Raw genomic sequence first — 23,888 nt, forward strand, 5'->3', positions numbered from 1 at the left:
AAAAGGAGGGAAACGCGTGGCGCCTATACATGGCGAAAAAGTCAAACTGCGTCAGATCACCATGGATGACCTGCCTGGATTGTGGAACATGATCTATGGGGTGAAAAAACCTGAATGGAAAAAATGGGATGCGCCTTATTTTCCGCTGCAGCCTGAACCGTATCAATATTTCATCGATTCGTTTTTGCCGGCTTTGAAAGATAAGCCTCCCCGCTATGCGGCGATAGAGATCGGCGGAGTCTTGAAGGGGACGGTGTCCTACTATTGGGAATGCAGGCCGACCCGCTGGCTTGAATGTGGAATCGTCATCTATGATCCTTTATATTGGAACGGCGGCTACGGCACTGAAGCCGTGAAGCTGTGGGGCGGCTATTTGTTTGAAAACATGGATATTCCGAGAATCGGGATGACCACTTGGTCTGGAAATCAGCGGATGATGAAGTGCGCGGAAAAAGCGGGATTTACGATGGAGGGGCGTATTCGCAAAGTCAGATATTACAATGGAACATATTATGATTCCATCAGGTACGGAATGTTAAGAGAGGAGTGGGAGCAGATTTGCGGACACGGCTGCCGCACTCTATAATGGAATATTAGAAAATCTTATTGCGGATACGGGTGAGGAAGACAAAATGAAAAAAACCATTTATGATGTAGCGGAAGCAGCCGGCGTTTCTATTTCCACAGTTTCGCGGGTGATCAATCATACCGGGAGAATCAGCAAATCGACAAGACAAAAAGTGCTGGAGGTCATGAAAGAGCTTGATTATCAGCCGAATGTCCACGCTTCTGCGCTGACCGGGAAGCGTACGAATATCATCGGCCTCTTGACGCCCGATATCGCAAACCCTTTTTTCGGAGAACTGGCCAAAAGCGTTGAAGAACGGGCGGATGAGCTTGGGTTCAGCATTATCATGTGTTCGACGGACAGGAACCCGGAAAAAGAAACAAAGTATTTTTCAGTGCTGAGGCAAAAAAATGTCGACGGCATCATTTTTGCGACAGGCATAGAAAACAAAGAAAGCTTTGCCGCGCTTGAGGATATTGTGGAAAAAGGTATTCCGCTTGTGATGATTTCGCAGGATCGCGCTCTTTTTCCGATGGACGTCGTGGTCATTGATGATGTCATGGGCGGGTATTTGGCTGCAAAACATTTAATCTCGCTCGGCCATCAAAAGATCGCCTGCTTGATCGGCGACGGATCGACAACAGGTGAAAAAGACCGTCTGAAAGGCTTTAAAAAAGCAATGGATGAAGCGGGAATTGAAATCGATGAGTCGCTGATGGCTGGAACGGGTTTTTCTCTTCAAAACGGTAAAGAAGCCGCCGCAGCCATGTTCGCTCAGAAGGTTCCGACGGCCGTTTTTGCCGTCAATGATGTGCTGGCCTGCGCCGTGATCCAGACGGCAAGGGAATGGGGGCTGAAAGTGCCTGGGGATTTATCAGTCATCGGCTTCGATAATACGATTTTGGCGGAAATGATCGACCCGCCGCTTACAACCGTGTCACAGCCGATAGAAGAAATGGGGCGCCGCGTTGTTGAACTGCTTGCCGAAGACATTCACGGCAAGAAAAAATCAAAAAGCAAAATGATTCTCACCCCGGAACTTGTGATCAGACAGTCAACCGCACCGCTCCGAATCGACGAAAAGATATCGGAAAAGAGGCAGCAGCTTTAACTGTCAAAGCGGCTCCTTTTGGCTGCATTTTGTGCAAGCGCTTGCTCTTATTTGCCGTTGAATTGGTGTTTGTTTTTTCTGTCTCATTTGCAAAAATATAATGAGAGGAGTGAAAAAAGTGTTGCAGAAGTATATGAACGGCGATAGAATAAAACCGATGTTGAGCAAGCGCTTTCTCACATGTGGCGGCAGCGTTTTATTAGGATAGCTGCACAGGCGAAAGAAGGCTGTCTCCGCCGTTGGAGTGAAGCGCTTACAAAGCAGACGGCATTTTTCTGCGGGATAGCCTGTAGAAAAATGCCGTCAAATGAATCAGACACAAAGGGGAGTTGAACATGTCAGAAAACGTGAGATGTGCAGTATTGGGATTGGGAAGGCTCGGCTATTACCATGCGAAGAACTTAAAAACGGCTGTGCAAGGCGCGCAGCTTGCGGCTGTAGCCGATCCGCTGAAAGGCAGAGCTGAGCAGGCTGCCGCCGAGCTGGGCGTCGAAAAATGGTCTGCGGACCCATATGAATTTCTCCAGGATCCGGATATAGACGCAGTTATCATTGTCACGCCGACAACCACTCATGCGGACATGATAAAACAGGCGGCTGATTGCGGCAAACAGATTTTTGTCGAAAAGCCGCTGACATTACATCTTGATGAATCAAAAGAAATCGTTAAGAAGATCAAGGAGACCGGCGTCATTTGCCAAGTCGGATTTATGAGGCGGTTTGATCCGGCATATGCGGATGCCAAAAAAAGAATCGATGCCGGCGAGATCGGCAAACCGATCTATTTTAAAGGGTTTACGCGCGACTTTGGTTCCCCGCCAGCTGAATTTATTAAAAACAGCGGCGGCATTTTTATCGATTGTTCAATCCATGATTATGATATTGCCCGCTATTTAATGGGAGCGGAAATCACTTCCGTATCCGGGCACGGGCGGATTTTAAAGCATTGCTTTATGGACGAATGCGGGGACGTCGATCAGGCCCTCACCTATATGGAATTTGATTCAGGCGCCGCCGGGGATACGGAGGCGAGCCGAAACTCTCCTTACGGCTATGATATTCGCGCCGAAATCATCGGAACCGAAGGCAGTATTTTTATCGGGACGCTCCGAAACCAATCGCTTACAATGCTGACCGGAAAAGGCGGCAGCTTTGACATCGTTCCGGATTTTCAGACGAGGTTTCATGAAGCATATTGTTTGGAGCTCGAGCACTTTGCCGAATGCGTCCGTGATCAAAAGAAGCCGATCGTAACCGAAGAAGATGCAGCCATTAATTTGGAAATCGCCATCGCGGCAACCGAATCTTTTGCAAGCGGCAGGCCTGTAAAACTTCAGAATCAAACAGGGCAGATGCCGGTTTAGAATAGGAGTGTGTCGATTTCCTGGGCGAGTACAAGTATGTCGCTGGTTTGATGAGCAAAAGCGCATACGCCGCACAAGTCCGGGAAACCGTCCGCATCCAATACCGTTGCCAGCCAGGGCGGATGGGAAGACGCTTTCCAGATAGATGCTATTGTGCTCTGCCTGATCTTCAATTATTCAAAGACCGGCATACGAAAGGGCATGCCGGCTGTCTTTAAGCAAATAATGAAATACCAAGATATGCGGCAAGGACCCACATCACAAGAGCGGATCCTTTATTGAAAAGGGTCTGCCATGCCCCGCGGGAATCAAGACGCCTGAGGATACGCCCCAAAACGGCCAGCGCTGTAAACCATACCCATGACACAAAGATGCACGATCCGGTAAACAGCCATCTTTCCTGGCCGTCATATGTTAAAGAATTGGTGCCGATGACACCGACAGTATCAAGTATTGCGTGCGGGTTGAATAAGGATACGGCAACTGCAAAAACGATTTGCCTTTTTGCCGTCAGACCGTCAGAATTGCTGTTTCCACTGGCAGGCTTGCTGTTCCATGTGACCCAGCCCATATAAAAAAGAAAACAGGTGCCTGCTGCTACCAAGATCATCTTTACGGCAGGCATCCCGGCGACGGCTGCAGAAACTCCTGTCACAGCCAGTATGATGAGAAGCGTGTCACATAAGGAAGCGGAAACCACAAGCGGCAGCACCCGCCATAAGCGATGTGCAACAGCGGCTTGCTGAAAGATGAAGACGTTTTGCGCTCCTAAAGGAAGAATCAGTCCTAAAGCGAGAATCATTCCATGAAAACTTGCGTTCATTGCTATAAAAACCCCTTTCAAAACACGTCCGTTTTATTGTAGAGTAAGACGAATATATTGTCTCCGGCCATTTGGCTGGATGGGGGAGCCAGCCAAATGACGTTTTGAAAAAAGGAGCTGAACGAAAAAAAGTGAACAACCAGTTGGACCGAAACTCAGACATCCCGTTATATCAGCAAATTGAACAGATCATCAAAGAAAAAATCCTCAAAGGAGAATGGCCTGTCGGAACAAAAATCCCTTCCCAGCGCAAACTCGCCTCGATATTTTGTGTCAACAGGAGCACGGTGACCGCCGCGATAGATGAATTAACCGCTGAAGGGCTGCTGGAGGGAAAACGGGGAGGCGGCACAAAAGTGACGAAATATACATGGAGCGGGCTTGCTTCAGGTCCGGCGCTCGATTGGACCAGCTATGTCCGGTCAGGGATTCACCGCCCGAATTCATTGACAATCCAGGAAATCAACCGGCAGGAGGTCAAAAAAGAAATCATCAGACTTGGAACAGGAGAGCTGTCTCCTGAACTTCTGCCTTATCGGGACATGAAAACAATTCTTCGCCATGCTGAAGCTGAGAAACTTACCCTCGGTTATGAAGAGCCAAAAGGAAACCGCTATACAAGGGAAGTCATCAAGGATCGCCTCGAACAAAAAGGTGTGAGTGTCTCGCCTGATTCCATTTTAATTGTTTCCGGCGCCCTGCAGGCGCTCCAGCTCATATCGATCGGTCTTCTGAAACGAAAGTCCGCCGTGCTCACGGAAAGGCCGTCATACCTTTACTCGCTTCACGTTTTCCAATCGATGGAGATGAAGCTATGCGGGATTCCGGCGGATGAAAAGGGATTAGACCCGGCCGTCATTCCGGCCTGCAAAAAACAATGCGGCGCAGACCTTTTGTATACGATTCCGACATTTCATAACCCGACAGGCAGACAGATGACGGAAGAAAGAAAAAAAGAGCTGATTCGCATCAGCAAACAGCAATGTCTTCCGATCATCGAGGATGACGCATACGGCGATTTATGGATCGATGGTCCGCCTTCTCCGCCGCTGAAAGCATTCGATCAAGACGGTAACGTTCTTTATGTCGGCACATTGTCGAAAACCGTCAGCCCCGGTCTCCGCATCGGCTGGGTGGCAGGCCCCGAACCTGTTATCGAAAGGCTGGCGGACATTAAAATGCAAACCGATTACGGATCAAGCTCCCTTTCCCAATGGGCGGCCGCGAAGTGGATGGAAAGCGGCCTTTATGAAAAGAACCTCGCCCGGATCAGAAATAAACTGAAAATAAGGCGCGACACGGCACTGCGCTGCCTAGAGGCCCACTGCGAAGGGATCGCCAGCTGGGAAAAACCGAGCGGCGGATTTTACATTTGGGTCACGTTTCATAAACCGCTGCAGATCCATACGCTATTTGAAAAAGCATTGAAGAAAAACATCCTGATCAACCCGGGGACGCTTTATGATCAAGAAGCAAGGCAAAGCATCAGGCTCTCCTACTCCTATGCCTCATTGTCCGACCTTGAAAAAGGCATCCGGACGATTGCCGAATTAGCGCGGGAACTGATGTGACACCAGCACCACAGGCCGGCATACAAGCCGGCCCCAACCTCCTGTTTGCCCCATATTTTTTTCTTTTTTAAACCTGATAAATCATGATAGAAAACCAATAAATTCCTTTATCTTACGACTTTGGATTCATATTAGGGATATGTGTGATGTGCAGAAGAGGGCAGAGGCGCCTCAATATGATAAACGTCCCTTTTTTCCGAATATTATTGACATATCTCTGACACAAAATATACACTTTTTTTGTCAATGAAAATGATAATCTTTATCAATTGGAGGAGTGCTTTCTATGTCTGTACAAACGAGTTCTAAAAATCAACTGTTTTTGGAGCAGCAAAATAAAAGAGAATCGAATGCGCGTTCATATCCGAGAAGATTTCCGCTTGCCATGCAAACGGCGGAAGGCATTTTCGTGAAGGATGCGGATGGAAAGCAATATTATGACTGTCTGGCAGGTGCGGGTACGCTGGCGCTCGGTCATAATCATCCAGTTGTCATTGAGGCCATACAAAAAATGATTGATGAAAAGCGTCCGCTGCATACGCTTGATATTACATCTGAAATAAAAGAGGAATTTATCAGCGAGGTGTTTGCCAGCCTTCCCGAATCGTTTGCCAAGCGGGCGAAAATTCAGTTTTGCGGTCCAACGGGAGGAGATGCGATCGAAGCCGCTATCAAGCTTGTCAAAACGGCGACCGGTAAGAGGAGCATTCTCTCGTTTCACGGCGGATATCACGGAGCAACCCACGGAACGATGGCGCTGAGCGGCAATTTGTCTCCGAAAGAACATGTCCACGGATTGATGCCTGATGTCCATTTTCTTCCTTACCCTTATGAATACCGCTGTCCGTTCGGAGCGGGAGGAGAGGAGACCCACCGCTTGTCGAGCGCGTATATTGAACATATGCTCGATGATCCTGAAAGCGGAATTTTACAGCCGGCAGGAATGATTTTCGAAGCCGTCCAAGGTGAAGGGGGATCTGTGCCGGCGCCTGTGGAATGGATCAAAGAAATGAGGAGAATCACGAAAGAACGGGGCATTCCGCTGATTGTCGATGAAGTGCAGACCGGAATCGGCAGAACGGGAAAAATGTTTGCCTTTGAACATGCCGGCATTATACCGGATGTCATTGTACTGTCAAAAGCGATCGGCGGAAGTCTGCCGCTGTCTGTCGTGATCTATGACCGGGATCTTGACCAATGGGGCCCGGGAGCGCACATCGGCACATTCAGGGGAAATCAGATGGCAATGGCGGCCGGAACGGCAACATTAAAATATGTGAAAGAACATGACGTTTTATCACGTGTAGAAAAAGCCGGGGCCAAGCTCATGCAGCATTTAAAGGACGTGCAGCGCGATGTTCCTGAGATCGGCGATGTCAGAGGCCGCGGCTTAATGATCGGTGCTGAAATCGTTTCTCCTTTCCAAAAACAAAGCAAAAACGGCAGCTTCCCTGCTGATCCGGAGCTTGCGGCTCACATACAAAGAAAATGCTTCGAAAAAGGCTTGATCGTCGAAACCGGCGGCCGCCATGGAAGCGTCATCCGCTTTTTGCCGCCTTTAATCGTGACGGAAGAGCAAATCGACGATATTGCAGCGATTTTCAAAGAGGCTGTCTATGAAGCTGTCAAGTAAGCTGAAACATGTTGATTCCCTGTTCATGAATGGCGGCGAACAGGGAATCGAAGCCTATCGGGAAGCGGTGCAAGCCGCTGCTGCCGCTTTGGAAGACGAATGGAAGGGGAAGACGAAGCCGTACAGCGGAAACATGCCGCGTGATTTACATCATAATATCAAAGAATTATGTTCATTTCAGAAAACGGGCGAGCCGCTTGAGCATGTTCTCGACGAGCTGAAAAACGGATTCTTGCCGCACCGCATCCATGTCGAGCACCCGACATGCATCGCCCATCTTCACTGTCCGCCTCTGATCCCGGCTCTTGTGGCCGAAATGCTGATCAGTGTGCTGAACCTGTCGATGGATTCCTTTGATCAAAGCGGAGCGGCATCTTTAATTGAAGAGGAAATGGTGCAGTGGCTCTGCCGGAAATTCCGCTACGGCAAGGAAGCGGACGGAACATTTACGAGCGGCGGGACGCAATCAAATCATATGGGGCTTCTGCTTGCGCGCGACGCTTTTTGCGAAAAGAAATGGAACTGGGATGTGCAAAAAGACGGGCTGCCTCCTGAAGCGGGCCGCCTCAGGATTCTTTGTTCAAAAGATGCCCACTTTACCGTCAAAAAATCAGCCTCACAGCTTGGTTTGGGAGAGCGCGCCGTCGTGCTCGTCGAAACGGATGGGAACAAGCGCATGTGTCTGCGCGATTTAAAGAAGAAAACAGAGATGCTGGACGAATCCGGGCTTTATCCGTTTGCGCTTGTGGCAACATGCGGAACGACCGATTTTGGAAGCATTGACCCGTTGCAGGAATTGGCTGATGCCGCAGATGCCGGCGCTATGTGGCTCCATGTGGACGCGGCATACGGCGGTGCTTTGATCATGAGTAAAACACGACGTGATCGATTGGCCGGGATCGAACGGGCCGATTCCATCAGCGTTGACTTTCACAAACAGTTTTACCAGCCGGTCAGCTGCGGGGCGTTTCTCATAAAAGACGGGCGGAATTTCCGTTTTATTGACCATCATGCCGATTATTTGAATCCTGAAGAGGATGAAGCGGACGGCATCATTCATCTTGTCAATAAATCTCTCCAAACCACAAGGCGCTTTGACGCTTTAAAGCTGTTTATCTCAATGCGCGTGCTTGGAGAAGACGCATTTGCCGAGCTGATCGACGGCACGTTTGCTCTGGCCGAAGCGGCGGCGCGAAAGATCGCGGCAGACGCCCGATTCGAATTGCTGAATCCTTGTCCGGAGCTGAATGCCATCGTCTTTCGCCGGCTTGCCGGAGACGATGACAGGGAAAATGACGAGTTGAACAGATACATTCATCGGGAGCTGTTTCAAACAGGACGGGCCGTCATTGCAAAAACGTCTGCAGGCGGAAAAACGTATTTGAAATTTACGCTTCTCAACCCGAGAACGGCCCTTTCCGACATTGAAGAGGTTCTTTGCGAGATTCAAAAGCTTGCAAGCTTTTATTTGAATAGCAGGAGGGTAATCAGATGAGTTCTTATAAAGAAATAGCAGAGCAAGCAACGATGCAAAGTTTTTTAAATTGCTATTTGCGGGAAACCGGAATCAACACGGAGGAGACCCGGACAGGAACCGGAAGAACGCTGATTGTACCGCTTGAACGCCAGCAAATCGAGCTGATCGTTCCGGTGAAATACTGGTCGAAAACGGGGAGGCATCTTTTCTCCTTTCCGCTGTATTACAAAATAAAACAGGATGGAAAACAGCTTCCGCTCGACTACGTTACACTCGTCTCCCTCGCTTCAAAAGAATTGCTTCTTCAGCAAAACAACCGGGGAGCAGAGGATGAATTCATGCTCAGGGTGATTTTAAGCTGCCGCAATATCCGCCGCTATGTGGAAGAACGGGCGGATGACCAGAAAGAGCTGAACACAGCCGATTTTACCTTTATCGAAGCCGAGCAGTCGCTTCTTTTGGGCCATCTCATGCATCCGACTCCAAAAAGCAGACAGGGAATGAAGCATGAGGAAGAAAAAATCTTTTCTCCGGAATTGAAGGGGGAATTTCAGCTTCACTATTTTAAAGCCCATGCCTCGCTTGTGCTTCATGATTCATCAATCGGCATGACAGCGCCCCGCTTGATTGAAGAGGAACTGAGAAACGATCCTTTCGTTGACAAGGATTGGCTTGAAAAAGAGGCGGGGAATCCCGATTTTGTGCTTCTTCCCGCACATCCGCTTCAGGCGAAAGCCCTGTTGGATGAGCCGTTCGTCAAGAAGCTGATCGAAGAAGGGCTGCTTACATATTTGGGGGCGAAAGGCCGGACATTTACGGCGACATCCTCCGTCCGCACTGTATACAGCAAACAGTCGAGATTTATGTACAAATTCTCTGTGCCGATCAAGATTACGAATTCGCTCCGCGTCAACAAGCAAAAAGAGCTAGACCGCGGTGTTGAGATTGCCCGGCTTCTGGATACGGAGCTTGGCGAACATCTGAAGGCGCAATTTTCCGGCTTCCGTGTGATCAAAGATCCGGCCTACATGACAATCAAAGGAGAAAGCGGAGAGTCTGGATTTGAAGTCGTGATCAGGGAGAATCCGTTTTATGAAGACCATCGTTCCGCGTCCCTTGTCGCGGGCTTATGCCAAGACCACGCGTATGGAAAAGAATCAAGGCTTGCAGTAATCATTAAACACCTGGCGCTGCAAGAAGGGCGGACGACAGAAGAGGTAAGCGCGGATTGGTTTGACCGGTATTTGGCTATCTCGCTTGAGCCTGTCTTATGGCTGTTTGAAACCTATGGACTGGCCGTTGAAGCCCATCAGCAAAACGCCGTCGTCCAACTGAAAAACGGCTATCCGAAGACGTTTTACTACAGGGATAACCAAGGCTATTACTACAGTGAGTCAAAGGTGCATACCCTTTCAGGGCTTGTCGGGGGATTGAGCGCAAAAAGCGAAACGGTCTGCTCCGACGGGGTGGCGGTTGAAAGGCTGCGCTACTATTTCTTCTTTAACCATTTATTCGGACTTGTGAACGGCTTCGGCTGCGCAGGGCTGATCAGTGAAGAAGCGCTGCTCGGCATGATCAGGGAGCGGCTCCTGGAAGCGGAGAAACAGTACGGCATCACCGAATTGACAGACAGCCTGCTTCGCTTTCCGGCGCTTCCGTGCAAGGCTAATCTTTTAACGCGGTTTTATGACATGGATGAACTGACAGGCTCGCTTGAAACACAATCCCGCTATACATCTGTGGAAAATCCGCTTCTGAGGGAGGCGGCCGCCGTCCATGAATAGACGAATCACGTTTCGAAAGGCCGACTATGAGAGAGACGTATCCCTGGTGTACCGCTGGATGCAGGAAGAGCACGTTATTCCGTTCTGGCATTTAAATATGCCGTTTTCACAATTTGAGAAGCATTTCCATCAAGCGATCACAGACCCTCATCAGACGCTGTACATCGGCTGTATCGACGGCGTCCCGATGAGCTATTGGGAATCGTACTGGGTCAAAGGAGACATCATTGAGCACCATTATGACAATGCTCCGTACGATCAGGGTGTGCATCTGTTGATCGGGGAAAAATCGTTTTTGGGGAAAGGGTTGGCCCTGCCGCTATTGCAAGCGATGGTGAGGCTGCAATTTGAGACGCCGGAGACAGAAAAAGTGATCGCAGAACCGGATATCCGCAATCAAAAAATGATTCACGTCTTTGAAAAGTGCGGCTTCCGTCCCGTCAAACCCGTCAATCTTCCTGATAAAACCGGCTTATTGATGTTTTGTGAACGAAAACGTTTCTTAGAAAAGGAGAAAAGACATGAACTCACAGAGCAAACAAAATGATATATATGATGTCATCGGCGTCGGGATCGGGCCTTTTAATCTCGGCCTTGCCGCACTGTCTGATCCCGTACCTGAGATCAATGCGCTGTTTTTTGAACGAAAGAGCAGCTTTAACTGGCATCCCGGATTGCTGATTGAAGGGACAACCCTGCAAGTGCCGTTTTTGGCCGATTTGGTAACGATGGCGGATGTAACGAGCAAATACAGTTTTTTGAATTATCTTCAGCAGCATCACCGTTTGTATTCGTTTTATTTTCTGGAAGATTTTCATATTCCGAGAAAGGAATATAACCATTACTGCCAATGGGTCGCCGAACAACTCGATTCCTGCCGTTTCGGCATGAACGTTGAAAGCATATCCCTTGTTGAAACAGAAGAAGGCGCTTTATATGAAGTCCGGGTCGCCGATCAACAAGACGGAAGAGAATCCATCTATTTCAGCAGGCATATCGCGCTCGGCATCGGCACCGGACCGCACGTTCCAGCATCCTTAAGGAAGGCGCTTGGCGGCGAAGTATTCCACTCCTCCGAATATTTAATGAAGAAACAAGACGGGTTCAAGGGGAAAAGAGTTGCCGTAATCGGCTCGGGGCAAAGCGCAGCAGAGGTGTTTTATGATCTTGTGGGCGGAGGCGAGGCTCGGCATGTCAGCTGGCTGACCCGTTCTAAAGGCTTTTTCCCGATGGAATATTCAAACCTGGGTCTTGAATATTTCTCCCCGGATTATATCGATTTTTTCTACCAGCTTCCGCAATGGAAAAAAGATGAGCTGCTAAGACAGCAGGATCTTCTTTATAAAGGAATCAGCGCGAAGACGATCGCGGACATATACCATTTGCTGTATGAGCGGACAGCCGGCGGCCGTGACGCGGCCTTTGACCTGCAATCCATGACAGAAGTCGAGCATATCGAGCTGGACCGCGGATCATGCGTTCTTCATTGCTCCCATCGTGTGAATGAAGAACGGTTCCAGCGGCTGGCCGATGTAGTCATACTGGCGACGGGCTATAAAGAAAGGCTGCCGGAATTCCTCGCGCCTGTTGACAGCCTGATTGAAAAGGATGAAAGCGGGCGCTTCGTCATCACGCGTGATTATCGGCTGAAGACGGCGGTGAAAACGGACCACCACATCTTTGTGCAAAACGGGGAGCTGCATACACACGGAGTGGGAGCGCCTGATTTGGGACTCGGCGCTTACCGCAACTCGGTCATTATCAATCAGCTTGCCGGAAGGGAAGTATACACCGTCAGCCATAAAACCGTATTTCAGACATTCGGAGCGGTGAAAGAAAAAGCGGCCGTGCCAAACGGCTAAAAAGGAGGCATTTTTCATGTTGTTTAAAGACGAATTGAACCGGGTGCTTCATGAAGACAGATGGAGAAAAGCCAATCAGCGGCTGCTGGCGAAAATGCTTTCCGAATATATGTATGAGGATATCATCCAGCCGGTATTGATTGGGAAGGAAAACGGCATTTCCCATTATGAGCTGGAGACGTCGGAGCATAAAGCATACCGATTTTCGGCGAAGCCGCGCCTGTTTGACAGCTTTGATACGGTGCCGGAGACAATCGAAGTGCTAAAAGACGGGCAATGGACGAAACATGTGAGCGCGATTGAGTTTCTTCTCGACATTCAGCCGCATATTCCGATGAGCCCGGAAACAGCGGGTCATTTAATCAAAGAGTTTAATCACACCTTGCTTGCCGACGTCCACTTGCTGGCAAAAGATGCACTCACGGCAGATGAGCTGACAGAAGCTGATTATGCGATGATCGAAGGAGAAATGACGGGCCATCCGTGGATCGTCTACAACAAGGGGAGGATCGGCTTTGGCTATGATGACTATCTCCGGTTTGCCCCTGAACAACAGAGAGCCGAGCGGCTCTTGTGGATCGCCGTTCATAAAGAAGCGGCAACATTCCACTCGGTTGAAGGGCTGGAATATGAAGCATTGATCAATCAAGAGCTTGATGAGCTGACATTGAAGCAGTTTGCCAGAATGCTGGAGAAACAGGGGGCGAATCAGAAAGATTACTATTTGATGCCTGTCCATGAATGGCAGTGGACCAACACGATCATTCAGCAATTTCCCGAAGAGATCGCCTCAGGAACCATCATTCCCCTGGGAGAGGGAAAGGATCAATATTTGCCGCAGCAGTCGATCAGAACCTTTACGAACATCACAAATAAACACAAGCATCATATCAAATTGCCGATGAGCATATTAAACACGCTTGTCTACCGGGGCCTGCCTTCAGAACGGACGGTGATTGCGCCGAACATCACGGAGCATATTAAAGGGATCGCCGAAAACGACGTATTTTTAAAAGAGACGTGCCGGGTGATTCTGCCGGGGGAAAACGCCAGCATCAATGTGAACCATCCATACTATCAATCTCTTGAAAAAGCGCCATATCAATATTTGGAAATGCTCGGCGTCATCTTTAGAGAAAGCATTTATACGTATCTGGAAGACGGTGAGCATCCGGTGACGCTTGCTTCATTAACATATGTCGATCAAAATGGCGTCCCTTTTATCAAACGTCTGATTGAAAAATCGGGGCTGCCGGCTGAAGAATGGATCAGGCTGCTCTTTAAAACTGTGCTGCCGCCATTGCTCCACTTTATGTACCGGTATGGAACCGTATTTTCCCCGCACGGCCAAAATACGATTCTTGTTTTAAAAGACCATAGACCACACAGGCTGGCGATTAAAGATTTTGTTGATGATGTCAATATCAGCGACCAGCCCCTTCCAGAGCTGAACGATTTGACGGAGGATTTAAAAGCGGTTCTCAGAAGCGAGCCGCCGGAAGGACTCGTGCAATTCATTTTTACCGGACTGTTCATTTGCCACTTGCGGTATGTCGCAAACATTTTGGAAAACTATGATCTGCTTTCTGAAAAGCATCTTTGGAAAGCGCTCGCTGACGCGATTTTGGACTATCAACGGCAATTCCCTGAGCTGCGGGAGCGTTTCGAGCTGTTTGATTTGTTTAAACCTGAGCTGACCAAGCTGTGCCTCAACCGGAACCGGATGGTTGACTATGGCTACAAGGACGGAGATGACCGTCCGCATGCGTCCGAATTCGGAAAGGTGGCAAATGCGCTTGCCCAATTTAAAAAAGAAGCCGCAAAGCTTTGACGCTTTTTCGGCTTCTCATGTCCCGCCTTTGGCGGGACGTTTTTTATAGTTGTACAGCAATGGATGGGGGAATCTCGTAAATCCTTTCCAGCCTAATATAATAGTAATTTACCAATTACACCATAAAACATCGGCGCCTTTTTGACGGAGACGCTCCTCCGCACGGCGGATTATCGTTTTTGCCTGCGGAAGCTTTCAAGCCGTTGCCGCTCCCCTCAGCTGATATTGCAGGATGCCCTCGAGATCGGGGCGGGACCGCTCGATAAAAAGAAGCGGTGCTCATTCGTGCCCCGTCTGAAAATTTTCCGAAATGGGCCGTGATTTCTTATACGATCATATGAGGCTCTTTGCGGTCAATGCACATTAAAATATCTGGCCTCAGGGTGTGAGACGACGATCGCAGATACGGAGGCTTCAGGCTCCATCATAAACCCTTCTGTCAGGTGAACGCCGATTCCTTCAGGCTGAATGAGCCTGAACAGTTTTTCCTGATCCTCGAGGTTCGGACAGGCCGGATATCCGAAGGAATAGCGCTGTCCCTGGTACTTCGCCTGAAAACGCTGCTCCATTGTGAAGTCCGGCGCATCAGGAAAGCCCCAGCGGTCGCGGATGATTTGATGCGTCCTTTCGGCGAGCCCTTCGGCCAGTTCAAGGGCGAGCGCCTGCACCGCATGGCTTTTTAAGTAGTCGCCTTCCGCTTTAAAACGGTTCGCGATGTCTCTCACATGTCTGCCCGCGGTAACCGCAAAAAACGATACATAGTCAATTTCGCCTTTCGGGCGGATGTAATCGGAAATACAGCGGAACGGGAGCTTTTCCTGCCTTGGAAAAACAAACGTTTCGAGTATTGTGCCATGATGATCTGGATCAAGGATATGCAGCGCGTCGCCTTCGCTATACGCCGGGAAAAATTGATAGACGACCGCAGGATCGAACCAGCCGTGCTCCTTTCCTTCATTGAGCAATTGATCGATTAATTCTTTCAATTCGAGCGCTTTCGGATGCTTTTCAGCCAACAGCTTTTTCACTTTACCTTTTAAACCGAGATGATGGCCGAGCAGCATTTGCTCATTTACATACGGCACGATATAGGAAAGATCTATGTTTTTCAAATAGTGCCGTTTCAAGTCTTCCGGCTGATAGACCGGCGCCTTCGGGATGCGGGCCCGTTTTTCAAGCATTTCAATAACGGCTGACGACGGTTTTTTTTCTGCGACGGCGGCGGGTGCAGCCTGTTCTTTTTTCTCGAGAAACTGCGACGGATCGGCTCTCAGCTGATTGGCGAGCGACAAGCCCTCCATGGCGTCCTTTGCGTATAAAACCGGCCCTTTATATTCCGGCGATATTTTCATGTTTGTAAATTTTCTTGAAAGAGCGGCGCCGCCGACCATAATCGGTACGGAAATATCGGCTTTATCAAGATCCTGTGCGGTGACGACCATCTGCTGTGCAGATTTGACGAGCAGACCCGACAAACCGATAATATCCGGATTCTCTTTGCGGATCGCTTCGATAAGCTCCTGCGGCGTCACTTTGATCCCGAGATCGACGACTTTATAGCCGTTGTTGCTTAAAATAATGTCGACCAGGTTTTTGCCGATATCATGGACATCACCTTTAACCGTCGCTAAAATAATTTTGCCTTTGCCGCTGTCATCCTTTTTCTCCATATATTGTTCGAGAAAGGAGACGGCGGCTTTCATGACTTCAGCCGACTGCAGCACTTCGGCGACGATCAGTTCATTGTTGTTGAACAGCCGTCCGACCTCAGCCATGCCCTCCATCAGCGGACCGTTGATCACATCCAGAGGCGTGTCGTATTTTTTTAAAGCTTCCTCAAGATCGGGGATCAGCCCTTCCTTCGTGCCTTCGATTACATAACCGGCGAGACGTTCATCAAGAGAAAGCGATGTCTTCGGCTGCTTGTCCGCTTTTTTCTTTCCCCTATAAAATGCCGTGAATGCCGCGAGTGTTTTGTCATCTGTATGAAACAGCAGCTTTTCGGCCATTTCGACTTCCTCCTTCGGAATGGAAGCGAACCGTTCAAGCTTTTCCGTATTGACGATGGCATAATCGAGCCCGGCTTGTGTGGCATGATATAAAAAAACAGCATTTAACATTTCCCTGCCGACGGGAGGGAGGCCGAATGACACATTGCTTACTCCAAGAACCGTTAAACATTGCGGCAGCTTTTCTTTAATGAGGCGGATTCCTTCAATCGTTTCCTTGGCTGAACCGATATATTGTTCATCACCCGTACCGACCGGGAAGACGAGCGGATCGAAAATAATATCTGACGCCGGAATACCGTATTTTTTAGTAAGCAGCTCATATGAACGTACGGCGACGGCGAGTTTCTTTTCCGCCGTAACGGCCATCCCTTTTTCATCGATCGTCCCGACGACCAGCGCACCGCCGAACCGCTTGACGAGCGGGAGGATGTCGGCAAAACGTTCTTCGCCGTCTTCCAGGTTGATCGAGTTGATGATCGCTTTACCTTGCGAATATTTAAGCGCCTTTTCGATTACTGTTTTGTCCGTCGAATCGATGACAAAAGGGGCCTTCACTTTTTTCATCGCTTCTTTTAAAAACCCTTCCATATCTTCCGCTTCATCGCGGTCGGGATCAGCGAGGCAGATGTCGATGACATGAGCGCCGCTTTTCACTTGGGCTCTGGCGATTTCTGCGGCTTCTTCAAATTTCTGATCGGCGATGAGACGCTTGAATTTTCGCGAACCGATGACATTCGTCCGTTCTCCGACGAAAAGGGGGCGCATCGCTTCTTCATAAATCAAGCCGTCAATTCCTGAGACGGTATGCGGTTTTGGTCCGTCCGGAACGGGACGCGGAGGGAGCGAAGCCACTTCATCAGCCAGAGCTTCGATATGGGCCGGCGTCGTTCCGCAGCAGCCGCCGACAACGTTCAGCCAGCCTTCCTCTGCAAAGGCCCTGATTTTTTTCGCCAGCGACTGCGGTGATTCATGATATTGCCCTTCTTCATCTGGAAGCCCTGCGTTCGGATAACAGCTGACCGCCGTCCGGGCAAGAGCGGACAAGCTGCGGATATGGTCTGTCATAAATTCGGGCCCTGTCGCGCAATTTAGACCGACGCTGATCGGCCGCATATGCTCAAGGGAGATGTAAAATGATTCGATATCCTGTCCGGCGAGCGTTGTGCCCATCGGCTCTATTGTTCCTGATATCATAAGGGGGAGGGGTTTGCCCGTCTTTTCAAACGCTTGCTTGATGCCGATGAAGCCTGCTTTTACGTTCAGCATGTCCTGGCTTGTTTCAAGGAGGAGAAGGTCGGCTCCCCCGATGATCAATGCTCTCGCTTGCTCTTCATAATTTGCGGTCAGCTCATCAAACGTCGTTCCCCCGGTAACGGAAAGGGTTTTCGTCGTCGGCCCCATTGCACCTGCGACAAATCTTGGCCACTCAGGTGTTGAAAATTTTTCAGCGGCCGCTTTTGCGAGCTTGACCGATGCCATGTTCAATTCAAAGGCGAGATGCCCGAGGTTATACTCGTCAAGTACGAGCCTTGTGGCCCCGAATGTATTCGTCTCGATGATGTCGGCTTTTGCGGCCAGGTAGGCCTCATGAATTCCCTGAATGACGTGCGGAGCCGTTATGCTCAAGTATTCATTGCATCCCTCATAGATCTCGCCGCCAAAATCAGCGGGCGATAAGTTGGCGTTTTGGATCATCGTTCCCATCGCACCATCGAGAACGAGAATTTTTTTCTTCAGCTGGTCATTGATGATAGACATTAGTCGTCTCCTTTTCTTTCTGATGGATATATGCTGTAAGCTCGGCGGTCAAATCAGAACGCAAAAACGGTGTGATCAAATAAATGCCGTTGAACAAATCGCATGCGGCATCTAGCAGCGAACGGGCGATGGCGAGCCCTTCCTCAGCCTGCTTTTGTTTATCATCACCTGCGAGCGCCATTTTTTCGCGAATCGCATCAGACAGCTTAATCCCGGGAATTTCGTTGTGGATAAATTCCGCATTCCGGCTGCTTGTGAGCGGCATGATCCCGATGTAGATCGGCGTTTTGAGGTGCTTTGTTTCCTCACGGATTTTGATGAGCTGTTCTTCGGAATAGACGGGCTGGGAAATAAAATAGTCTGCGCCGCAGGCGATTTTTTTCTCGATCCGTTTGACCGCTTTGTCGATGTGTCTGACGTTCGGATTAAAGGCGGCCGCCACAGAGAAATTCGTTTTTTTGCCGAGCGGCTTTCCCGAATAGGACAAGCCTTCATTAAATTGTTTGATGAGGCTGATCAAGTCGAATGACGTCAAGTCGTAGACCGATGTCGCTCCGGGGAAATCGCCGATTTTCGACGGGTCCCCGGTAATCGCCAAAACATCCGAAAGCCCGAGTGTATCAAGGCCCATCAAGTGGGACTGCAGGCCGATCAGGTTTCGGTCCCTGCACGTAATATGGATGAGCGATCTCATATCAAGCCGCTGCTTTAATAGGGCGCCGCAGGCCACATTGCTGATTCTCGGTGTGGCAAGCGAATTGTCCGCCAATGTGAGGGCGTCAATGCCGGCTGACTGCAGCTCCTTTGCGGCCCGTATGAATTTTTCAAAGTTTAATTGTTTAGGCGGATCCAGCTCGACGATAATGGAGCGCTTTTCTTTTGCCAGCTCGTTTAAAGCGGGCTCCGTCCTCGCGTTTTGTACGGCCGCTGCCGCTTTCTTCCGGATTTTGACCTGTTTTTCGGTGACCGGCGGAAGGTCTTTGACCGCTTCGGCCATCGCCCTGATGTGGTTCGGGGTCGTTCCGCAGCACCCGCCGATGATACGCGCGCCCTGATTGCGAAATTCGATCGCGCTGTTTCTGAAATATTCATCATCCGTTTCATAGACAAGCCGTCCTTCGACAAGGGACGGAAGGCTGCTGTTCGGATAGACGGAAAGGTAGGCGTCCTCCAACAGAGGAACCTCTTCGAGCGCTGTGATCATGTGATAAGGGCCGAGGCGGCAGTTGATGCCGACAACGTCCGCCCCGAGGCCCGCCAGCAGCTTCAGTCCCTCGCTGAGAGGGGTTCCGTCTTGAAGAACGCCTTCTTCATGCATGGATACATTCACGATGATCGGGAGTTCTGTTTCTTTTCTGGCAATCTTCAATACTTCCCGCGCTTCTTCCAGATCATAATAGGTTTCCAGAAGAAGACCGTCCGGCTGTTCATTCAACAGAAGATAAAGCTGTTCGCGGAAGCTTCTTTTGATGTCATCGAGCGAATACGCGTTTTTATTAAACGTCCGGATTCCGCCGAGCGTTCCAAGAACATAGGCTGATCCGGCCGCTGAACGGGCAAGCCGGACGGCTTTTTCATTGATTTGCTTTGTTTCGTCTTCAAGGCCGTATCTGGACAGCTTGATATAATTTGCGCCGTACGTGTTGGTTTGGATGATGTCCGCACCTGCCTGTACATACGCTTCATGAATGCGTTTCACTTCATCCGGCTTTGAGATGTTCAGCTCTTCGAAGCAGCGGTCGATTCCGTAGGAATAAAGCAGCGTCCCCATCGCACCGTCGGCTATTAACGTTTTCCGTTTTATATCCTCCAAAAAACTCATTGTTCTCCCCCTTGACATTCAGTGATAAATAAAAAAGTCTTCTGAAGAAGAAGACTTTTGAGTGACGCATATCCTTCTTCTTATCTTCCAAGCAGTCCGCTTGCTGGATTTAGCACCTTGGTCATGAACATTCATTCACCGGTTGCTGAGGCTTCATCGGGCCAGTCCCTCTGCCTCTCTTGATAAGAACGGTATTCAGTTTTAAAGAAATCTGATCGCTTTTACTCAATTTACCGAAAATCGGGGGATTAATCAACAGTAAATTAAGAATTTATCGAAAATTTATAAATTGAACATCAATCGGAAGATCGGCGTCCCTCACCATGGAGATGATTTGCTGGAGATCGTCTTTATTTTTTCCGGTTACCCTGATTTGATCATCTTGCACTTGGGATTTAACTTTAAGCCCCGATTTTTTGATCAAGGTGTTGATTTTCTTCGCGTTTTCTTTGTCGATGCCCTGAACCAGTTTTCCACGCTGTCTGACCGTTCCGCCTGAAGCGTTTTCCAGCTTGGAATACTCGATGTTTTTCGTCGGGACATTCCGTTTGATCAGCTTGCTGACGAGGACATCCTTCAGCTGGTTCATTTTAAATTCGTCGTCTGATACGAGCACAAGCTCGTCCCCTTCGAGTGTGATGCTGCTTTTCGAACCTTTGAAATCATAGCGTGTGCCGATTTCTTTCAAAGCGGTTTGGATTGCGTTTTGAACTTCGGGCAGTTCTACCTTTGACACGATGTCAAATGAGCTTTCTTTAGCCATGTGAAAAAACCTCCATCCATTTTACTTATGAATCAATTATAGTAGAATAAGGTGAAACTTCCAATATGAGCGGTTTTGCCTGGCCGTGATCTGGCAATAATTTAAACATTGGAGGAATACTGAAACAGGCGGATAAGAAAGGAAGAAGAAGTATGAAACCAGGGCAGCAATTAACATTGAAAATAGATCATAAAGCAGACTATGGATACTTTTTGACGGATGGAGAAACAGTCATCCTTCTTCACAACAGTGAGATAACCGAGGATATTGAAGAAAAAGAAGAGGTCGATGTCTTCATATCTATCGATCATGAAGGACGCCTGGCGGCTACGATGAGAAAGCCGCTGATCAGCGCTGATCATTACGGCTGGGTGGAAGTCGTCGATGCGGTCGATGACATGGGCGTTTTCGTCGATGTCGGACTCACGAAGGATGCATTGGTTGCAACTGAACATCTTCCGCCCTACGAATCTGTCTGGCCGAAAAAAGGGGACAGGCTTTATTGCATGCTGAAAATCACGAGCCATGGAAGAATGTTTGCCAAGCCGGCTCCTGAAGATAAAATGACCGAGCTGTTTACGGATGCTTCACCCGACTTGATGAATAAAGAGCTGTCCGGAACGGTCTACCGTCTGATCGCTTCAGGCTCTTTTATGATTTCCGACAGCGGGATCAGGGGCTTCATCCACTCCTCTGAAAGAAAAAGGGAGCCGCGCCTTGGAGAAAAGCTGACGGCCAGAGTCATCAAGGTAAAGGAGGACGGCTCTGTCAATTTGTCGCTCCTGCCGAGAAAGCAGGACGCCATGCCGGTTGACGCCGAGGAGATCCTGACGTATTTGAGATCGAGAAACGGGGCGATGCCATATTGGGATAAAAGCGACCCGGAGGACCTTAAAGCGCGGTTTAACATGAGCAAGGCGGCGTTTAAAAGAGCGCTCGGCCACCTGATGAAGCAGGGAAAGATCTATCAGGAAGACGGCTGGACATACGAAAAAAAATAGTGAGGGAGGCGGCGTTTAAAAGAAACGCCGCCTGTTTTTTTATAAATGATGGGGTTTTTGGGAGTCCTGATGCTTTCCAGCCTGCCTGTTCTTTTCGGCGAGCAGGTTTTTTTGCTGGTTGACGGCGTTGTTGTCCACCGGTTTTTTATCATCGTCTTTCGTCACGTATAGCACCTCCCAAACATGCTTCACGTATAGATTGCTCACAGGGCCTGAAACTATGTGCTCTGCTTTTTATATCGTTTTTGCCGGGAAGTTTATACCTTCTAAAAAAAACGGCATAAAATACATATTATATGAAAAGGAGAAATGGTATGAAACATTGCTGCTCGATCTATATTCATCAAGTGTCAGACGGCGGGGTCGTCAATTTTGGCGGGGCGTACAGGATCAATCCGATCATGACGTCAAAAACGGTTGAAGGGTCAGGCGGATCGAATACAGGAATTACGTTTGCGGACACGGGAATAACAGATACGAATGTTATGGATGATGACGTTTCTGACGGGCAAATTCTTCCGTAAGGCTTTAAAAATCGACGGCTCCTTGTCAAAGACAGGGAGCCATCAGCCTGCATGAGAATCAAACGGCTTCTGCGGCCGGTTCAAGCCGAAAAGATCATCTTTTTTCTTTTCCGGAGAAAAAGATTGCCAATGTGCCCGGACCGGCATGTGCGCCGATGACAGAGCCGATCATGTTGACAACGATGTCTTTCGGATGAAATTCGGCTTCGATGAGGCGCTTGATTTCGCTTGCCGATTCTTCATCATCACCGTGGCTGATGCCGATCGTCTGGCTGCTTAAATCCCGGCCTCTTTCTTTCATCAGTTCAATCATCCGTTTCAGGAGCTTTTTTCTGCCCCTGATTTTCTCGAGGGGGACAAGCTTTCCATCTTCGACATGCAAAAGCGGTTTGATATTCAAAAGTCCTCCGACAAAAGCGGATGCTTTGCTGATTCTGCCGCCTCTTGCCAAATAAGTCAAATCGTCGACTGTGAAAATATGTTCGAGATGGTCGCAAAACTCCTTTACAGACATTTCGATTTCTTGTATTGTATTGCCGTTAGCAGCAAGTTCCAGCGCGTGCTTGACGGCAAGGCCGTAGCCTAATGAAGCGCATTTTGAATCAACGACCCGCAGGTCAAAGTGAGGAAACTCCTCCTTAACCTCGTTTGCCGCCATCACGGCTGTCTGATATGTGCCGGAAAGCTGAGAAGAAAAGGCGATATATAAAGCGGGATTTCCTTCTTTTGCAAGCCGGCTGAACATGTCTGTCAAAAGCTGCAAAGACGGCTGGGAGGTTTTGGGCGCTTTCCCTCGGCGCATCGCTTCATAGACTTCTGCGGGCTGAATCGTCAGCAGGTCGTCATACTCCTTTTCGTCAAGAAGCACCCGCAAAGGAATAAAGGAGATGCGATTCTCATCATAAAAAGATCTAGGCAGATCGGCCGCACTGTCGGCTATCAAATGAACGGTCATGTAAACCCCTTCTTTCATCAAAATGTTCAAGATCAGAAGAACGGCGCTCGCCGCCACTTGCATATAATCCGGCGGAAAATTCGCTTCGTCTTTTGATCAACTATATCATATAATTTTGCTATGGCGTTTTCAAAATATGGTTTTTAGGGTAAACCAAATATATAGAATAAGCGGAGGAACTCAATATGGTAATAGCGGAAGCAAAAAAACTGTTCATTGTCATCATAGGCGCCTTATTAAATGCCATCGGCTTAAATTTATTTTTAATCCCTGCCGATGTCTACGCAAGCGGTTTTACTGGTGTTGCGCAGCTTTTATCAAGCGCGCTTGACCAGTACAGCCCCATTTACTTTTCAACGGGAACGCTGCTCTTTATCTTAAATATCCCAGTCGGCATTTTGGGGTGGCTGAAGGTCGGGCGTTCATTTACGGTTTACAGCGTGTTAAGCGTTGCGCTGACGACCGTTTTTCTCGGAATGCTCCCTGAACTGAGCCTGTCAAACGATATTTTGCTGAACGCTGTTTTCGGCGGGGTGATTTCTGCGGTCGGGATCGGCCTGACGCTGAAATACGGAGCCTCCACAGGAGGTCTTGACATTATCGCGATGATCCTTGCGAAATGGAAGGATAAACCGGTCGGGACCTATTTCTTTATTTTAAACGGAGCCATCATTTTGACAGCAGGATTATTGAATGGTTGGGAGAAAGCATTATATACGCTCGTTACACTTTATGTGACCACGAGGGTGATTGATGCGATTCACACCCGCCACGCCAAACTCACCGTCATGATTGTCACAAAGAAAGCGGAGGAGATAAAGGAAGCCATTTACGGCAAAATGGTCCGCGGCATTACGACCGTTCCGGCCAAAGGCGCTTTTACGAATGAACAAAAAGAGATGATGATTATCGTCATCACAAGGTATGAGTTATACGATTTAGAAAAAATTATTAAAGAAGTGGATCCAAAGGCTTTCACAAATGTTGTGCAAACAACCGCGGTTTTAGGGTTTTTCCGTAAAGACTAGA

General features: G+C 48.9%; 19 protein-coding genes and 1 riboswitch. Of the genes, 13 read left to right on the forward strand and 6 right to left on the reverse strand.

The genetic code is table 11. From position 1 onward, the window contains the following. Window positions 1-16: 16 nt before the first annotated feature. The 3 genes from R5H20_RS06485 (at window position 17) to R5H20_RS06495 (ending at window position 3,043) form a co-directional block, all read left to right on the forward strand. Entirely contained in the window at window positions 17-586 is a 570-nt protein-coding gene (locus R5H20_RS06485) for a GNAT family N-acetyltransferase (RefSeq protein ID WP_006636780.1), read from the forward strand. A gap of 46 nt (window positions 587-632) precedes the next feature. Continuing rightward, a complete protein-coding gene (locus tag R5H20_RS06490) occupies window positions 633-1,679 on the forward strand; it encodes a LacI family DNA-binding transcriptional regulator (RefSeq protein ID WP_006636781.1) in 1,047 nt (348 codons plus the stop codon). Window positions 1,680-2,014: 335 nt separating this feature from the next. Beyond that, window positions 2,015-3,043, forward strand: coding sequence for a scyllo-inositol 2-dehydrogenase (locus tag R5H20_RS06495; protein ID WP_006636782.1), 1,029 nt, complete (start codon window positions 2,015-2,017; stop codon window positions 3,041-3,043). A gap of 214 nt (window positions 3,044-3,257) precedes the next feature. Here the strand turns inward: R5H20_RS06495 and R5H20_RS06500 are convergent, their stop codons facing one another. Further along, window positions 3,258-3,866 carry a LysE/ArgO family amino acid transporter gene (locus R5H20_RS06500; protein WP_006636783.1) on the reverse strand — a complete coding sequence of 203 codons (609 nt, stop codon included), beginning with the start codon at window positions 3,864-3,866 and terminating at the stop codon, window positions 3,258-3,260. Window positions 3,867-3,997: 131 nt separating this feature from the next. Here R5H20_RS06500 and R5H20_RS06505 point away from each other — a divergent pair, with 131 nt between their 5' ends. The 7 genes from R5H20_RS06505 (at window position 3,998) to R5H20_RS06535 (ending at window position 14,024) form a co-directional block, all read left to right on the forward strand. Further along, complete coding sequence (locus tag R5H20_RS06505; protein WP_034325860.1) at window positions 3,998-5,437, forward strand: aminotransferase-like domain-containing protein; 1,440 nt, start codon at window positions 3,998-4,000, stop codon at window positions 5,435-5,437. 286 nt (window positions 5,438-5,723) lie between these two features. Continuing rightward, window positions 5,724-7,070, forward strand: a complete 1,347-nt coding sequence (locus tag R5H20_RS06510; protein ID WP_006636785.1) for an aspartate aminotransferase family protein — start codon at window positions 5,724-5,726, stop codon at window positions 7,068-7,070. Further along, window positions 7,054-8,565, forward strand: coding sequence for a pyridoxal phosphate-dependent decarboxylase family protein (locus R5H20_RS06515; RefSeq protein ID WP_088272958.1), 1,512 nt, complete (start codon window positions 7,054-7,056; stop codon window positions 8,563-8,565). Before R5H20_RS06510 ends, R5H20_RS06515 begins: the two co-directional genes overlap by 17 nt. Beyond that, complete coding sequence (locus R5H20_RS06520; protein WP_006636786.1) at window positions 8,562-10,331, forward strand: IucA/IucC family protein; 1,770 nt, start codon at window positions 8,562-8,564, stop codon at window positions 10,329-10,331. The genes R5H20_RS06515 and R5H20_RS06520 overlap by 4 nt, the downstream gene beginning before the upstream one ends. Continuing rightward, window positions 10,324-10,878, forward strand: a complete 555-nt coding sequence (locus tag R5H20_RS06525) for a GNAT family N-acetyltransferase (RefSeq protein ID WP_006636787.1) — start codon at window positions 10,324-10,326, stop codon at window positions 10,876-10,878. Before R5H20_RS06520 ends, R5H20_RS06525 begins: the two co-directional genes overlap by 8 nt. Then, window positions 10,853-12,193, forward strand: coding sequence for a lysine N(6)-hydroxylase/L-ornithine N(5)-oxygenase family protein (locus R5H20_RS06530; protein ID WP_006636788.1), 1,341 nt, complete (start codon window positions 10,853-10,855; stop codon window positions 12,191-12,193). Before R5H20_RS06525 ends, R5H20_RS06530 begins: the two co-directional genes overlap by 26 nt. 16 nt (window positions 12,194-12,209) lie before the next feature. Next, a complete protein-coding gene (locus tag R5H20_RS06535; protein WP_006636789.1) occupies window positions 12,210-14,024 on the forward strand; it encodes an IucA/IucC family protein in 1,815 nt (604 codons plus the stop codon). A gap of 353 nt (window positions 14,025-14,377) precedes the next feature. On the opposite strand, the gene metH is transcribed toward R5H20_RS06535, so the two are convergent. The 3 genes from metH to R5H20_RS06550 all read right to left on the reverse strand — a co-directional run bounded on the left by metH (window position 14,378) and on the right by R5H20_RS06550 (window position 20,379). Then, entirely contained in the window at window positions 14,378-17,794 is a 3,417-nt protein-coding gene (gene metH / locus R5H20_RS06540; protein WP_006636790.1) for a methionine synthase, read from the reverse strand. After that, window positions 17,778-19,616 (reverse strand): bifunctional homocysteine S-methyltransferase/methylenetetrahydrofolate reductase, encoded by a 1,839-nt coding sequence (locus tag R5H20_RS06545; protein WP_006636791.1) that lies wholly within the window; start codon window positions 19,614-19,616, stop codon window positions 17,778-17,780. The genes metH and R5H20_RS06545 overlap by 17 nt, the downstream gene beginning before the upstream one ends. Window positions 19,617-19,693: 77 nt before the next feature. Next, a riboswitch (SAM riboswitch) is annotated at window positions 19,694-19,805 on the reverse strand. Between the two features lie 82 nt (window positions 19,806-19,887). Continuing rightward, entirely contained in the window at window positions 19,888-20,379 is a 492-nt protein-coding gene (locus tag R5H20_RS06550) for a YajQ family cyclic di-GMP-binding protein (RefSeq protein ID WP_006636792.1), read from the reverse strand. 152 nt (window positions 20,380-20,531) lie between these two features. Here R5H20_RS06550 and R5H20_RS06555 point away from each other — a divergent pair, with 152 nt between their 5' ends. Then, window positions 20,532-21,380 carry a CvfB family protein gene (locus R5H20_RS06555; protein ID WP_006636793.1) on the forward strand — a complete coding sequence of 283 codons (849 nt, stop codon included), beginning with the start codon at window positions 20,532-20,534 and terminating at the stop codon, window positions 21,378-21,380. A 39-nt stretch (window positions 21,381-21,419) separates the two neighbouring features. Here the strand turns inward: R5H20_RS06555 and R5H20_RS06560 are convergent, their stop codons facing one another. Continuing rightward, window positions 21,420-21,545 carry a DUF3941 domain-containing protein gene (locus R5H20_RS06560; RefSeq protein WP_006636794.1) on the reverse strand — a complete coding sequence of 42 codons (126 nt, stop codon included), beginning with the start codon at window positions 21,543-21,545 and terminating at the stop codon, window positions 21,420-21,422. Between the two features lie 149 nt (window positions 21,546-21,694). On the opposite strand from R5H20_RS06560, the gene R5H20_RS06565 reads away from it, so the two are divergent. Continuing rightward, a complete protein-coding gene (locus R5H20_RS06565) occupies window positions 21,695-21,904 on the forward strand; it encodes a spore germination protein (RefSeq protein WP_006636795.1) in 210 nt (69 codons plus the stop codon). Window positions 21,905-21,998: 94 nt separating this feature from the next. Here R5H20_RS06565 and R5H20_RS06570 read toward each other — a convergent pair whose 3' ends face one another. Then, window positions 21,999-22,859 (reverse strand): DegV family protein, encoded by an 861-nt coding sequence (locus tag R5H20_RS06570; RefSeq protein ID WP_006636796.1) that lies wholly within the window; start codon window positions 22,857-22,859, stop codon window positions 21,999-22,001. A gap of 185 nt (window positions 22,860-23,044) precedes the next feature. Between R5H20_RS06570 and R5H20_RS06575 the strand changes: the two genes are divergently transcribed. Then, on the forward strand, window positions 23,045-23,887 hold the full coding sequence (locus R5H20_RS06575; protein WP_006636797.1) for a YitT family protein: 843 nt from the start codon (window positions 23,045-23,047) through the stop codon (window positions 23,885-23,887). Window position 23,888: the final 1 nt, after the last annotated feature.

Source organism: Bacillus sp. KICET-3, from assembly GCF_033261025.1.
GTDB classification, from domain to species: domain Bacteria; phylum Bacillota; class Bacilli; order Bacillales; family Bacillaceae; genus Bacillus; species Bacillus sonorensis.